The sequence below is a fragment of the Colwellia sp. MB3u-4 genome, from assembly GCF_014077065.1.
Taxonomy (GTDB): Bacteria; Pseudomonadota; Gammaproteobacteria; order Enterobacterales; family Alteromonadaceae; genus Cognaticolwellia.
In genome coordinates, this window is the sequence record NZ_JACGVE010000089.1 from 229493 (window position 1) to 244749 (window position 15257).

11 protein-coding genes are annotated in these 15257 nt (G+C 39.8%); 1 reads left to right on the plus strand and 10 read right to left on the minus strand.

Annotation, left to right across the window (positions count from 1 at the left end):
* Window positions 1-2: 2 nt before the first annotated feature.
* The 9 genes from H4J61_RS16680 to argC form a co-directional block, all read right to left on the minus strand.
* The gene (locus tag H4J61_RS16680) at window positions 3-2162 is read right to left on the minus strand and encodes a polysaccharide biosynthesis tyrosine autokinase (RefSeq protein ID WP_182186349.1); all 2160 of its coding nucleotides are present in this window, start codon (window positions 2160-2162) and stop codon (window positions 3-5) included.
* Window positions 2159-2668, minus strand: coding sequence for a polysaccharide biosynthesis/export family protein (locus H4J61_RS16685; protein WP_182186351.1), 510 nt, complete (start codon window positions 2666-2668; stop codon window positions 2159-2161). Before H4J61_RS16685 ends, H4J61_RS16680 begins: the two co-directional genes overlap by 4 nt.
* A gap of 213 nt (window positions 2669-2881) precedes the next feature.
* Window positions 2882-4045, minus strand: a complete 1164-nt coding sequence (locus H4J61_RS16690; RefSeq protein ID WP_182186353.1) for an outer membrane beta-barrel protein — start codon at window positions 4043-4045, stop codon at window positions 2882-2884.
* Between the two features lie 211 nt (window positions 4046-4256).
* Complete coding sequence (argA, locus tag H4J61_RS16695) at window positions 4257-5564, minus strand: amino-acid N-acetyltransferase (protein WP_182186355.1); 1308 nt, start codon at window positions 5562-5564, stop codon at window positions 4257-4259.
* Between the two features lie 130 nt (window positions 5565-5694).
* Window positions 5695-7656: an argininosuccinate lyase gene (gene argH, locus H4J61_RS16700; protein WP_182186357.1), complete on the minus strand. Its 1962-nt coding sequence runs from the start codon at window positions 7654-7656 to the stop codon at window positions 5695-5697.
* Window positions 7657-7674: 18 nt separating this feature from the next.
* Window positions 7675-8919: an argininosuccinate synthase gene (locus H4J61_RS16705; protein WP_182137214.1), complete on the minus strand. Its 1245-nt coding sequence runs from the start codon at window positions 8917-8919 to the stop codon at window positions 7675-7677.
* 110 nt (window positions 8920-9029) lie between these two features.
* Window positions 9030-9944, minus strand: coding sequence for an ornithine carbamoyltransferase (locus H4J61_RS16710; RefSeq protein ID WP_182186585.1), 915 nt, complete (start codon window positions 9942-9944; stop codon window positions 9030-9032).
* Between the two features lie 68 nt (window positions 9945-10012).
* Complete coding sequence (argB, locus tag H4J61_RS16715) at window positions 10013-10804, minus strand: acetylglutamate kinase (protein WP_182137213.1); 792 nt, start codon at window positions 10802-10804, stop codon at window positions 10013-10015.
* The gene (gene argC / locus H4J61_RS16720) at window positions 10804-11841 is read right to left on the minus strand and encodes an N-acetyl-gamma-glutamyl-phosphate reductase (protein ID WP_182186359.1); all 1038 of its coding nucleotides are present in this window, start codon (window positions 11839-11841) and stop codon (window positions 10804-10806) included. Before argC ends, argB begins: the two co-directional genes overlap by 1 nt.
* Window positions 11842-12155: 314 nt before the next feature.
* Here argC and argE point away from each other — a divergent pair, with 314 nt between their 5' ends.
* Window positions 12156-13316 (plus strand): acetylornithine deacetylase, encoded by a 1161-nt coding sequence (argE, locus tag H4J61_RS16725; protein WP_182186362.1) that lies wholly within the window; start codon window positions 12156-12158, stop codon window positions 13314-13316.
* Between the two features lie 84 nt (window positions 13317-13400).
* Here argE and H4J61_RS16730 read toward each other — a convergent pair whose 3' ends face one another.
* Entirely contained in the window at window positions 13401-14849 is a 1449-nt protein-coding gene (locus tag H4J61_RS16730; protein ID WP_182186364.1) for a hypothetical protein, read from the minus strand.
* Window positions 14850-15257: the final 408 nt, after the last annotated feature.

Consider the following 15257-nt stretch of genomic DNA (forward strand, 5'->3'; position numbering starts at 1 on the left):
AGTTAACCGCGCTTTCTTGCTGAAAGATTGATGATATTATTACCTTGAGTGTAATATTTATTCTGATATTCGTCGGTAGCAATATTTTCACTGTGGTTAATCACCACACCTTCAATAGGTGCATTAACCTGTTTCAGCATTTTAAGACCCGCCGATATTTGTTCTCGCTTGGTTTTATTACCATGGACAACATATAAGACACTGTCGACTAATTTAGAGATAATCACTGCATCACTGACGACATTAACCGGCGGAGTTTCAATAATAATACGGTCATAAAAATTACCAAAAACCTTTATTAGCGTATTAAAGCGCTTCATGGAAAGAAAAGCCAGCGGGTTAGCTGGCGTAATGCCCGAAGTCAAAATGTCTAATTTGACGTTTTTATCACGAATAATACACTCATGAATTTGATGTGTGTTGGCCAACAAATTTGAAAGACCTGGACGATATTCATTCAAATTCATATTTTTAGCTATGGTCGGGTGGCGCATGTCCGCTTCAATAAGTAGCACCTTTTCCATCTCACTAAACGAGCGAGCAAGGTGAAGAGCAACAGTAGACTTGCCTTCACTGGGCACTGAAGAGGTAACGGCAATTATTTTAGCTGGGGTGGTTTCACTGTTAAATAGTAAGGCGGTTCTTAAGGTGCGAATAGCTTCTGTAAAGCGATTGTCCGTGCTGTAACTGTCGTCTTTTAGTGCCTGTGAACTCGCCTGAATTTTTGGTAAAACCGCAATAATTGGTGCTTCATTGAAATTATCCAGTTTGTGTCGAGAGTTAAGTGTGTCCATTAAGAGTTCACGCATAATAATAATAATAGAGCTCAACATAATGGCGAGGAGAAATGCCAGCACTATCATCAAAGACTTCTTAGGAGCAAACGGGCTTTTGGGCACAATTGCCTTATCAATAAAGCGCACATAAAAATTCGCTTTGTAGTTATCCATAGCATCAGCTGCTTTTAAGCGCACCAAATAATTGCTATAAAGCTCTTTGTTAGTGTCAACTTCACGGCTGAGCTGCGAAAATTTATTTTGTAAACGACTTAAACGTAAGTAATCTTTTTTCGCAGTCGCCAACCGCTGCTTTGTGCCATTGACTCTTTCTACCGCACTAAAGTATTCTTTTTCTATGGCAATAACAATATCGAGAACTTGTTCCACAATGCCTTTGTTAAGGGCGATTAATTCGGCATGAACAGCTATTTTTTTAGGATGCTTGGGGCCGTAACGCTGCGATAGTTCAAACATTTTACGTTCAATTTTTTCTTTAGTTTCACGTAATCGCATTAGCGTGGCATGACTACTAATTTCAGGTAAATCGCTTAATTTTTTAATATTCCCCTTGTGCTGTTGAATCTCTTGATAAGAAATTGCGAGGTCGTCTGCAACTTTTGTCGCTTTAAGTGCAGCAGAGCTTAACTCGGTTAGTTTAGTGCCAACTAGACCAACAACGCCATGGATATCAACAATACCCTCAGCTTCTCGATAGGCTTGTAACGACAGCTCTGATTTCTGCAACTTTTTTCCCAGTTCTTCAAGTTGATTAACCAACCAATCAGAGGTGGTTTCTTTTGAGGCACTATGAATTTCGTCTTGATACTCCAGGTAAGTAATACCCACCTGATTGGCTATTTCTTGTGACAACTGGGGCGAATAAGACCCATAAGATATATTCACTAGCTCAGTACCGACAATAGGAGCAATACTTAAATTTTGTTGAAACTGGCCAACAAGATCACTCACTGACGCCGTCGCACTGCGCTGGCCAATTCGAGCAAAAATGGCCAGTTTGTCATTATATTTCCCACTATTAAATGCTTGATGTTGCACCAAATCCAACTGAGATATTACCCGTTCAGCGAACTTACGCGAGCGTAATAATTCGAACTGTGTTTGAATCTGCTCCTTACTAGCGTTTGATTCATTAAAGGCATTGTTAATAGACAATGTATTGGCTGGCTTATTGGTACCGATTTGCAAAATAGCACTAGCACGGTATGAAGGCTTGAGTAATGAAGTATAAAAGGTGGTCAAACAAGTGATCACTAAGGTAAAAAATAAAATTTTCCAACGGCCCGCCCAAAGTGGCGTTAAAATTTCTTTTAAATCTATTTCATCATTTGTTGATAGCAAATGTTCATTTTCTAGTGTTTTCAAAAAAAACTTTGCTCAATTTCTATGATGTCATCAGGCAAGATCACACTAGCAACATTGCCCTCAAGAACCATTTTTTTGCCTGCAATTAATCTGGTGATATTCCACGACGACTTTGACGCTCGCGCGGCCAATCCACCAGCAATAGCAATGGCTTTATCTAAGGTTAAATCTTCCTGAAAGGGATAACCACCGGGGCGCTTAACTTGTCCGTGAATAAAAAAGGGCCGGTATTGAACAATAGACACCATTACTTGAGGATCTATTAAATAATCACCGCGTAAGCCGTTAGTTATTTTATTTGCTAAATTTTTTGATGAGATCCCTGTAACGACAATATCAGATAAAAACGGAAATGAAATAACACCTGATTTATTGACTTTAACTTGGGTTGTTAAATCTGCTTCGCCATAAACCATTATCTGAATTTGATCCCCAGCACCTAACTTATAATCATCGCCTGTTGCATGGCCGAGAAAAAACAACAAACAAAACATCAAAATTCGCATATTTCATCCAACTAGGTTAAAACTGTTACATCATCGGTAAACTACTTATTAGTGATAGATAAACTCGCATTGTTATTACTATTACTGAGTTAAAAAAGTATTGAGTTCAACAAGTACTGAGTTCAAAACAATGAGTAACCAACATTAATAAGTTCACTTACTACTACTACTACTACTAGCTATAAATCTGCATTAACTATCTTAATCAATTAACTACAATTTAATCTTCACATTTAAAGCCATTTTATTGTACGAGTAATCAATATTGACATCACGGGTGTCCAATGCCTGATAGTCATAACTCAATTGCAAACTCAATCTATCGCTATGTTGGTAAGCTAACGTCAAAGTAGAGAATAAATAATCTTCTTGCTCAGTGTTCTGGCGACTAATAAATTTTTCATTCGTCAGGCCTACTGTGGCCAAGACATTAAAACGCTCGGTAAACCCATGTTCAAAATCAATTTGCTGGCTTTGAACTAAGCGGTAACTACTGATTAACCGATAGCTTTCATCAAAGTGACGGTTAGACACTATATGTACTCGAGTAAAGTCAGCAAGGCGCCAAATATAGTCAAAGCGCCACTTAAAAGCATGGTCATCACGTAATCGGTTATCTGAAAATTTTAGCTGTTGATAACCCACTAAAAAATTTAACTCACTAATCACGGTACTAAACCACTTAACCCCCACTAAGGCTGTAATGCTATCTCGGTTACTGATGGGATCGTTCGGATATTCAGTGACTTTATAAGCAATATCAAATGCCAGAAAGGTTTTACCTGATAGCAAATAATCAAAGTTCGACTTAAAATTAAGTATTTCTGTGTCTAAACGACGGGTGTCAGTGCGACGAGTAGTGAATTTATTTTCATGGTAGGTCAGGTCGAAATTTAATTTCCCTTGTGACTCAAACGTGCCATATTCGTAGCCAATACTAGCACCTATATTTTCTTTTTCATCACCTTTAGATAAAGCTTCAGCCTGGCTTAAAGATAAGCCCGTACCTCTATAGTTATAACTATTTAGCCAAAGAGCAGACATGTACAGTCGTTGATTTTGGCTAAACTTGAATTGATATGTAGGCGTGATGGTGAAGTCGGTATGATCATCGTTGTTAAACTTATCAAAAAAGTAAGTGGCAAGTTTTGCATCAAAATTAAAAGCTGAATGTTGGCGGTTAGATGTTAAAGCTAAATCAGACGATAAGGTGTAATAAGCCGTACTTTGCTCATTGCGAGCTTGATAGAAAAAATTATCTATATAGCCCGCTTCAGAAGCTAAAGTAAACTCCGCATTATTATCAGATTCTGCCTGAACTAAAGCACTGAATGCGCTGATCGCAAAAAATATGGCAACAAGCCAAGAAAAATTCATATCTCAAATTTACCTGTTATTATTATTATAAAAATTGAAGAAGAAAATTAATCCAATTTATATTTATATGAAACCCAGTATGCACACAAAAAATATTTATTGAAATCATTTGTTATCAATTTGTTAATAAAATGATCTTTACCTACGGATTTTATAGACATAAAAAAAGCAACCTCTATGGTTGCTTTGCTTTTTAACTTTGAAAAAGTGATTAAATAATCTTGGTAAACGCCTTTGACTTACGCTGAATATTATACATTTTTTGCTTATCTTCCGGTAACTTGTCAATAGCTTGTTCACTGTAGCCTTGCTCAATAAACCAGTGTGCGCTAACCGTAGTCAAGACAAAAATTGACGTAAGATTCTGCCTTTTCGCCGCCTGCTCTAGTGCTTGAATAAGACGAATACCCCGATTACCACCACGATAATCTGGGTGAATAACTAAGCAGGCTATTTCACCTGTTCTTGCTTCTGGGTAAGGGTAAAGAGCCGCACAAGCGATGATAACATCTTCTTTTTTAATCACCGTAAAGCGGTCAATTTCAATTTCAAGCAATTCGCGTGAGCGTTTAACCAGCACACCCTCTTCTTCCAGTGGCGCGATTAATTCTACTATACCGCCAACGTCATCAATGCCGGCAGCTGACAATTGCTCTTGATAGTCTTTGGCAATCAAGGTGCCTGCACCATCACGAGTAAACAGCTCCTGTAATAAGGCGCTATCACTAGCGTAACTTACACTATGACAACGCTCTACCCCTTGTTTACCACATTGTATAATCGCTTGTAACAGTAACTGCTGAACATGATCTTCTTGCTCTGCAAGTAAATCACTAACGGTCGCTACCCCACAACTTCGAATTAAGGCCCCCTGCTTATCGAGTAACCCTGATTGTTCAGTTAAGGTGATAAGTTTGTCGGCTTTTAACGCTATCGCAGTTTTTGCTGCCACATCTTCTAACGCTAAATTAAACACTTCACCCGTTGATGAGTAACCCACAGGCGATAACAAGACTATTGAGCCGAAATTTAATTGGGTATTAATACCTTCAGCGTCAATTCGACGCACCAAGCCAGTATACTTAAAGTCAATGCCGTCACGCACACCAATAGGCTTAGCAATAACAAAATTACCGGTACTGACCCGAATTTGTGCACCATGCATAGGTGAGTTAACTAAGCCCATGGTTAATAAGGCTTCAATATGAATACGCAACGAACCTGTGGCGTCTTTTACCGCCGTTAAGGTTTCTGCGTCAGTAACACGTATATTACCTTCAATTTGTTGCGGTAGGGCACGAGCAATAAGTCGCTCTTCGATTTGCACGCGCGCACCATGCACCAAAACCAACTTAACGCCCAAACTTCTTAACAAAGCTATATCATGAATGATATTGGCAAAATTTGGGTGTTGTATCGCCTCACCACCAAACATCAAGACAAACGTTTTACCACGATGAGCATTGATATAGGGCGCTGCACTTCTAAACCACTTTACATTATCTTCATTACTATTCATGACATCTGATCACTAATATCTATCGCTTATCTTAATACGTATATATAACTTATGAATAACTTATATATACCCGCTCGACTTCAAGGGGTAACTTTGTGCAAGTCGAGAACGGGTATAAACATTAAAGTAGTTAAACTTTTTCAGCACCACGATTAACAATATATTCCATGGCAACTTCATCTTCAGGGTTTTTATGTGGGCTTTGCTCACTGTCTTCTATGATGTTGTCTGCTAGAGAATTTTTATCAATTAAATTAAACCCTAACTGCTGGAAATAGCTTGGAATATAAGTCAGCACAATAATTTTTTGTAGTTGCATTTGATGAGCAAATTCTAATAAATATTGTACCAGTGCCTGGCCTTGACCTTGACCATGGGCGGTTTTATCAATCACTAGACTACGAATCTCGGCAAGACCGGTTTGGTAGATATACAGTGACGCACAGCCAACTACCACGCCGTCAACTTCAGCAACAACAAAATTTTGCACTGCATGAATAATATTATCGCGACTGCGTGGCAGTATTTCACCGCGCTCGGCCCAGTAATCGACCAAGGCTGAGATACTATCAATATCTGACATTCTTGCTCTGCGCACCGACATAGCTGCTGCACGCTGGGCATTTAAGCGTTGTTTTACTTGTTTTAGGGTTAAGTTAATTTGCGTTTTACTTGGCGCACCTAAGACTTGGGTATTTAAGGTATCTTGGTTGTCCGCTAAAATATTGCCTGACTGAACTTCTGCTAAGGCTTTGTCGACTTGTTGACGAGAAGTGCCGCCGATAGCGTCGCGCTTATCTAAACAAGATTCAATTGATAAATGTTGGTAGACATCTTGTTCAATTCTATCGCTAAATTTTTGCAGTTGTGCAATTGAAAAATCTTCCAAGGCGTGTCCCGCATCAATAGCCGCCAATACAACTTCACCAACAATGTGATGTGCTTCTCGAAAGGGAATATCTTTACTCACAAGGTAGTCAGCAAGCTCGGTTGAGTTGGCATAACCTTGCTGAGCCGCCGCTAAAGTACGCGCACGATTGACCGTTAAGCCTTCAGCAATTAATACCGCCATCTGCATGCATTCTTGCCAAGTATCAAGCGCATCAAATAAGCCCTCTTTATCTTCTTGCATGTCTTTATTGTAAGCCAGTGGTAAAGCTTTCATGGTCATCATCATACCGGTGAGTGAACCCATCACTCTCCCAGCTTTACCGCGTAGTAATTCACAAGCATCTGGGTTTTTCTTTTGTGGCATTAATGAAGAACCTGAGCTAACTAAGTCGCTCATTTCAACAAAACCGGCTTCACCTGAATTGTAAAAAACCAAGTCTTCTGCAAAACGCGATAAATGCATCATGCTAATACTGGCGGTTGATAATAATTCAATCACATGATCACGGTCTGAAACGGCATCTAAGCTATTCAATGTGGCACTACGAAAGCCAAGATTATGGGCCAATTTTTCACGATCAATCGGATAAGCGGTACCGGCTAAGGCGCCAGAGCCTAGGGGTGAAGTGTCAGCGCGATACAAGGCGTCTTTTAGGCGACCAATATCACGGTTAAACATCTCAACATAAGCCAAGCACCAATGACCAAAGGTGATCGGTTGTGCGCGTTGCAAATGGGTGTAGCCTGGCAATACGGTATTACGCTCACGTTCAGCTAGGTCTAATACTGCCTGTTGCAAATTCACTAAGGCATAAAGTAAATCATTGCCAGTTTCTTTGCACCACAGTTTTAAATCGGTGGCTACTTGGTCATTACGACTGCGACCTGTATGTAACTTTTTGCCTAAGTCGCCAGTTTTTTCTATTAGGTTAATTTCCACCCAACTGTGAATATCTTCTGCATCCGATGCTAAAATTTGCTTTGGATTTTCTTCAACTGAAGCTTTTAATGCTAACAATGCCGCTTTTAATTCTTCAAACTCTGCTTGGCTTAAGACATTAACCGTAGTTAATGCTTCTGCCCAGGCAATAGACCCAACAATGTCTTGCACTGCCAAACGATAATCAACAGGTAAAGAGTCATTAAACTTTTTAAACTGCACACTGGCTTGCTCTTTAAACCGTCCACCCCATAATGCCATTACTAAATTCCTCTACCTTTATTTTTTTGCCGTAATTACTGAGTCTGCTTGTTTAAGCGCGGTAATTCTACTGGATAAGCTAAACAAACGAATAAAACCTTCCGCATGTTTTTGGTCATAAACATCATCAGCGCCAAAAGTGGCAAACGCTTCTGAATATAAGCTGTTTGGTGAACGACGTTGAGTCACTTGTGCCATACCTTTATAAAGTTTGACGACGACATCGCCAGTAACTTTTTCAGCAAAAGAGGCGGCAGAAGCAAGTTGTGCTTTCGCAAGTGGTGTAAACCAACGACCGTCATAAATGACGTGTGAGAACTCATGACCAACAGATTCACGATACTTTAATGACTCTTTGTCTAGTATTAATGACTCTAGCCCTTTATATGCGGCCATTAAAACGGTGCCGCCGGGAGTTTCATAACAACCACGAGACTTCATACCCACTAAACGGTTTTCGACAATGTCGATACGGCCAACACCATGTGCAGCGGCTTTTTCGTTTAAATACATTAATGATTGATAAGCCGACATGGGCTCGCCATCGACGGCAACTAACTCACCTTTATCAAAGCTAAGCATTACCTTGCCGGCTTCGTTCGGTGCGTCCATAGGGTCAACTGTCATGGTCCACACTTCTTTTGAAGGCTCACACCAAGGGTCTTCTAACTCGCCACCTTCATGCGATATATGCCAAGCATTAGCGTCACGACTATAAATTTTAGTTAATGAAGCCGAACAAGGGATATTACGCTCAGCTAAATAATCTAATAGGTCTTCACGTGAAACCATGTCCCACTCACGCCAAGGAGCAATAACGGTTAGCTGTGGTGCTAAGGCAGCAAAACAAGCTTCGAAGCGCACTTGGTCGTTACCTTTACCGGTACAACCATGACAAACCGCATCAGCACCCACTTTTAAGGCAATTTCAATATGTGCTTTGGCGATCACTGGACGCGCCATTGAGGTACCTAATAAATACTGGCCTTCATAAACCGCACCCGTTTTAATGATAGGGTAAATATAGTCTTTAACATATTCTTCTTTTAAGTCAACTACATAACATTCTGAAGCACCCGAGGCGATGGCCTTTTCTTTAATGCCAACAAGCTCTTCTTCGCCCTGACCAACATCAGCACAAAATGCCACCACTTCACAGCCTTGATAATTCTCTTTTAACCAAGGAATGATAGCTGAGGTATCTAAACCACCTGAATAGGCCAATACTACTTTTTTAATGTCTTTTTTTGCGGCTAACGCCATGATTTTATTCCTTAACAATATTTTATCATCAGGCTAGCCAACAACGAGTCATTGGCTAGCCTGAAATGTTTTTTAAATTTAATTTGCTCATCTGCTTAGTAAAACAGAGATCAATCCGCTAATAAAGTGACTAACACCGCATTTTGTGCCCACATGCGATTTTCAGCCGACTGAAAAGCCACTGACATTTCGCTATCAAACAGCTCAGTGGTAATTTCTTCTTCAAGATGCGCGGGTTGGCAATGCATAACAATACTTGCCCCTGCGTTTGCCATCACTTGATGATTCACTTGATACGGTTTAAAGGTCGCTAAAATATCAGCGACATTGGTATTATCACCCATAGATATCCAGGTGTCAGTGTAAATAGCATCTTGTTGTCCTAATTCAGCTATATCGTGGGTTAAAGATAATTTAGTCCCTGATGCTGCACTAAAGCTCACGGCTTTATTATACATTTGTTCATCCGGACCATGCCCTACTGGGCACACTAAAGTAAAATCAACCCCGACGATTGCTGCCATTAGCATTAATGAATTAGAGACATTATTTGCGTCACCAATGTAAGCAAGTTTGATTTTGCTCAAATCAGAAAAACTTTCGGCTAAAGTAACAAAGTCAGCTAATGCTTGGCATGGATGATATACATCACACAAGGCATTAATCACAGGTACACTGCCATGCTGTGCCAGTTGCTCTATCGAATTGTTGCTAAAAACTCGTGCAACAATAGCATCGGCATAACAAGAAAGGTTCTTAGCATAGTCGCTAACTCGCTCACGTTCACCTAATTTACCATTTTGTTGGCCTAAATACAGGGCATGACCCCCTAATTTATTAATGCCAATATCAAAACTAACATGGGTTCTTAGCGAGGGTTTTTCAAAAATCATGGCAACTGATTTACCCGCCAAAGCCTGAGAGTACTTTTCAGGTTGCTGTTTTATATCACGTGCTAAGGTAATTAAGTCGAGTATTTGTGCTTTATTTAGCTGATCATCAGCTAAGAAGTGTTGTAAGTTCATCAATCTTTAATCCTGTGCGAAACCGGTTAACAACTTGTCTTATGACAATTAAAATGGCTTATATGAAACTAACAACCATTAGGCTGTATACGAGTGCCGACACTGTCGCCGTTGAGCAAGTCGACAATTTGCTCAGGTGATTGCCAACTAGCAACCGCGATACTTCGTCGTAATTGATTCGCCGCTCGCAATGCTGCGTTTACTTTAGCGGTCATGCCTCCGGCAATAACGCCACTGGTAATAAGTTGTTCTGCTTGCTGAGCATTCAATGAACTTAAATACTCGCCCGTTGCCCCTTTAACGCCATTAACATCGGTCAACAGCAATAATTCAGCATTAAGCAACTGACATATCACTACCGCGGCATCATCAGCATTTACATTGACTAACTCACCATTGTCCAAAGCACCAATGGATGAAACAATAGGTAAAAATTTTGCTTTGAGTAGCGTATCTAATAACGCGCTACTAAAAGGTTTAGGTACACCGACTTGGCCTAATGCTAGAGGGCTTAAATGGCACTGCACCATTTGACCGTCGGTAAGTGACAAACCAACAGCGGGTAGTTTTAAACTCGCGGCACTGGCCACAATAGCTTTATTAACATTACCGGCTAGCGCACCACTAATAATCGGCATTTGCTCTTTGGGTGTCACTCGTAAACCGTGTTTTTTTTCAGTAACAAAACCTGCTTGAGCAAGCATTTCATCAACCACACAGCCACCACCGTGAACGATAACTACAGGTTGATCTTTTAAACTGGCAATTACGGTTAACAACGCAGCTAAGGCAGAGGTGTTGCCTTGATTGTAACCATCTAAAATAGCGCCGCCAATTTTGATCACAACAGGCTTCTTCATCAGTAATTCCCTGCGGTTAATAAGCTATATTCACTAGGTAAGCCCAAACTAATATTGGCACATTGTATGGCTTGTGACGCCGCCCCTTTTAACAAGTTGTCAATAGCGCAGCTCACCACCACCACCTGTTTGTCTTCATCAACTAACCAATGCACATCAGCAAATGGGCTATAGGCAACATTGTCTATTTTAGGCCAAGTGTTTACTATTCTGACCAATGGCGTGTCTTGATAGGCTTTTGTAAAGGCACTGTCAACTTGTTGACTAGTAACCCCAGCTTTTAACTGTAAGGTCACTGTCACTAATAGTCCACGTTTGTAAGGGGCTAAATGTGGATTAAAAATCACCTCAACATTAGCTTCTTGACTAATTTCTGGCTGATGCCTGTGCTGCAAAATATTGTACGGGGTTAAACTCACTTCACAAAAACTTGTCGCTAATGACGCTGTACGACCGGCCCCCGTTACGCCACTAATACCATTAACCACAATTAATGAATTTTCTTGATGAAGATCATTGCTGGTGATGGGCTTTAACGCTAATAAACTCGCGGTCGGATAACACCCTGGCACAGCAATTAAATTGCTGGTAGCAATCTCGGCGGCTTGCCATTCGGCTAAACCATATTGAGCCTGTTGTAGTGCGTTTAACGCTTGATGTTCAAAACCATAATGCACGGGATATTGCTTAGCGTCTTTTAAACGAAAACCACCCGATAAGTCGAACACTTTAACATCTTGATCAATAAAGGCTTGGGCCCATTGCGCACTAAACTCATGGGGTGTGGCAAAAAATACCGCATCAATCTTGTGTTTAGAAGCACTAATATGTTGCTCAAACCATTGTGGAGAAAAAGGCTCTAGCGGCAAATCACATATACCTTGCCAACGAGCATGTAATTGTGAAAAAGTTTGACCACTAGAGGTACCATTTTCAGACACCAATAAATGTTGAATTGAGATTTTATTATGCTGTGTTAACAAGCCAATTAATTCAGCCCCCACATATCCACTTGCACCAATAACTACGACGTTCATTTACTTACCATTTTTTTACGATTAGAAACTAAAACTCACGGTACTATTTACCTGTAAATTTTGCAATTCTATTCAACTTTAAGCAATTATTCTCTCGCTTTATGACCAAAAACATATCACTATCTAGAGAATCAAGACTGACCAAAACTAATATTTGACACTAGTGTCTTGGCTTAGTTGAATACATTATATACATTTTCATAGTGTGGTTAAATTAGGCTCTTTACATTAAGTTGCTAAAATACCACCATATAAATAGTTATGCAACAAATTAGCATAATTACCCAGTAAATAATTTTAGGTGCTTAAATATCATGAAAAAGCTCAATAAAAAACTCCCCAACTTTACCCAGGCCATTAGCCAATTAATAGCACAACCCAGTATTAGTTCTTCGCAGGCGAGCTGGGATCAAAGTAATGAAGGGGTAATAAATTTACTGTCAGCTTGGTTTGAAACCTTAGGCTTTACTGTCACTATTCAAGCGGTTCCACAGGCTAAAGGTAAGTTTAATATGTTGGCTAAATTAGGCACAGGCACAGGGGGTTTATTACTTGCAGGCCACAGCGACACTGTACCTTTTGATGAAAATAGCTGGTTATCCGATCCGTTAAAAATCACCGATAACGATAATAAACTTTTTGGCCTTGGTAGCTGCGACATGAAAGGTTTTTTTGCCTTTATTTTGCAAGCTTGCCAACATATCGACCTTAAAACATTAAACAAGCCATTATACGTTTTAGCCACTGCCGACGAAGAAACCACCATGGCTGGCGCACGATTTTTTGCTAACAGTGGAATAATAAAACCTGACGTTGCCATTATAGGTGAGCCAACAAATTTAGTGCCTGTGGTAATGCACAAAGGTCATATGTCTCATAAAATTAGTATTAAAGGTCAGGCTGGACATTCAAGTAAACCGGCAAGCGGCGTTAATGCGATTGAAATAATGCATCAAGTGATGAATGAATTATTCAAACTCAGAGAAAAACTCAGCCTAAGCTATCAAAATGAAGCTTTTGATGTTCAAACACCTACGCTAAATTTAGGGGCTATTAGAGGCGGTGACAATGCGAATAGAATTTGTGGCCATTGTGAGCTTGATATTGATATGCGCTCTTTACCCGGTATGAAAGATGAAGAGCTAGTGGCTTGGTTAGCAAAGGCCTTGCAGCCCATTGCGGAAAAATATCCTGGTCGACTCAGCATAGACGAGCTTGACCCTAGTTCACCGAGTTTTCAGCAAACCCCTGAAAGTGAATTAGTGCATACCGCTGAAAAACTTTCTGGTCATCATTGTTGTGCGGTAAATTACGCAACAGAAGCACCATTTATTCAACAATTGGGTTGCCAAACTATTGTTATGGGCCCAGGCTCGATTGATCAGGCACATCAACCTAATGAGTATTTAGCCCATAGTGAAATTACAAAAACTGAGCTATTACTGACTAAACTCATTCATCATTATTGTTTTTAATTTTTAGTACTTTTAGTCAGTCAAGCACAAAGCAGTTGGCAGAATAAAATTAAGCTTACCCGCTAATCTATACCCTATTTATGCTTAGCGGGCTCGACTCCAGAGCTTTTGGTTACCTATGTTCAAAAAGTACTCCCCTGGTTGCCAACAACGCGGCAATAAATCGCGTTCCTTACGTTCAAGATAATTTGATGACAACAAAGGTAGAATTTCATCCAATCTTGCTTTGCTTATATTGGAGCACTCTTGTGCTGTTTCTACAAAGTATAAATTATTGCTTTTTTTTACGACCAAGTCATGCCCGTGACCAATGAAGGTCAATCGTCTTGATGCTATACGGCACTTAGGTTCATTAGGTTTTTCAGGGTAGAGCTGAGTGACTATCGCATATTCATAGCGCACGTCCTGGTCAACATCATTCGGGATGTAAATTACCCCAAACCCTTGTGGAAAATCACCAGTGATTTGATATAAGGCATCAACAACCGGCCGACTACAACGGCCTGCTTCAGCGTTCTTATATAGGGCTTGGTATACTCTCGGTAATAATTTGTAGTTGTAGTTGCTTTTGGTTGATAAGACAATGCCGGTATATATTTGCGGTATTTTTAATATGTTGCCCACACCTAACCTCGGCTGGAAACTCCTCATTAGCAGCTGCTTAACAAAGCGTAAGCTATGAGTTTGTGTGCTATTAAAAGCCTCTCTTTCAGCTACAGAGTCACCTAGATAATTTACCATACCAATACCATTGAGAAGATAATTTATGGTTTCACGATAATTAATCTGCAATAAGGCTTTCCGCTCTTCAAGCTCTAAAGTGCGAAAACAGTCTAGCTTGCCATCAACGCCTTGTATAATCTTCTGTGCATTAGGATGATAATGGCCAATATCTTGTAATATAGCGGCCATTAACACAGGTATTTTCACAAGATCTGTAAATTGACGTAAGACCTCTGCACTGCCACTGCTTAATTCGTTAAAATCAAAAGCGACAAGTGCCATTAATTCTTGCACTAAAGTGTCTTCGGATGAAAAATTTTTTAAACAGATTTGATCTAGTAACCTTAACGCCAGTACAGCTCTATACAAAGGTTTACTGCGTTCGTTTTCAACTGCCACTTTACTGCCTTCGGTCGGCAATAATAACTGCATAGTGCCTAATAGCTCTGCTGATTTTCGCTTAGTTTCAGCCAAACTTTCACCTTCACAAAGTTCGAAGATATCGCGACAAATACGCTGCAAATGTTGAGCGCGTTCATTGCGCTTTGCGCTTAACATTGTTAAGTTTTTCTGCTGCTCACGTTCAAGCTTTAAAAGTTTCCTGTTACTTTTATCACTATCAATTTGTACTAACTTGGCTATTTCATTGTTAAGGCTCTTAACTTCGCCTTGAGAGAGCAACTCTAAATCGTAAAATGCTATAGCCCTTTCCAAAACAGAATCTTTTAAAGGACTAGGTCCGTAAATTTTAGTTAATAAAACTTTGACCTTAGTAGTAAACTTAGTATCACCAGAGAAATTTTTCAACATGAGTTCCATTCGTATAAGTAGTAGCTATTAAAATGATAGTGCCTCGTCCTAACGCTTAATTAGCTAGCCTAGAACAAACAAAGTGTATAAGTATTAAGCTATATTTTATGCCTTTTATGGCTTTTGTGCTTAGGGTAGATCACTATTGTGCTCACTACATAGTGAATATATGCATGCGATTAATGCCATGCTAAAAAAATGCAATTTTTCAACCCATGCTTGAGCGCTCAATCAGGTTCGTTAACAATCGATAATTATGCTTAACATTGAACAGATTAATTAAAATGTCAATACTAAAGTGCCCGGTGAGATGGAGCCTGACAAAATACGGTTACATTAGCTGCACTTGAATGACACTGTGCATTAGAACATACTGACTAAACTTTACACTAATATACAAATTTGCCG

Excerpts from the sequence above, each read along its gene's own strand:
- H4J61_RS16705 (WP_182137214.1), bottom strand. The coding sequence starts at position 8,919 with ATGGCGTTAGCCGCAAAAAAAGACATTAAAAAAGTAGTATTGGCCTAT.
- argH (WP_182186357.1), bottom strand. The coding sequence starts at position 7,656 with ATGGCATTATGGGGTGGACGGTTTAAAGAGCAAGCCAGTGTGCAGTTT.
- argC (WP_182186359.1), bottom strand. The coding sequence starts at position 11,841 with ATGAACGTCGTAGTTATTGGTGCAAGTGGATATGTGGGGGCTGAATTA.
- argB (WP_182137213.1), bottom strand. The coding sequence starts at position 10,804 with ATGAAGAAGCCTGTTGTGATCAAAATTGGCGGCGCTATTTTAGATGGT.
- argA (WP_182186355.1), bottom strand. The coding sequence starts at position 5,564 with ATGAATAGTAATGAAGATAATGTAAAGTGGTTTAGAAGTGCAGCGCCC.
- H4J61_RS16690 (WP_182186353.1), bottom strand. The coding sequence starts at position 4,045 with ATGAATTTTTCTTGGCTTGTTGCCATATTTTTTGCGATCAGCGCATTC.
- argE (WP_182186362.1), top strand. The coding sequence starts at position 12,156 with ATGAAAAAGCTCAATAAAAAACTCCCCAACTTTACCCAGGCCATTAGC.
- H4J61_RS16710 (WP_182186585.1), bottom strand. The coding sequence starts at position 9,944 with ATGAACTTACAACACTTCTTAGCTGATGATCAGCTAAATAAAGCACAA.
- H4J61_RS16730 (WP_182186364.1), bottom strand. The coding sequence starts at position 14,849 with ATGTTGAAAAATTTCTCTGGTGATACTAAGTTTACTACTAAGGTCAAA.
- H4J61_RS16685 (WP_182186351.1), bottom strand. The coding sequence starts at position 2,668 with ATGCGAATTTTGATGTTTTGTTTGTTGTTTTTTCTCGGCCATGCAACA.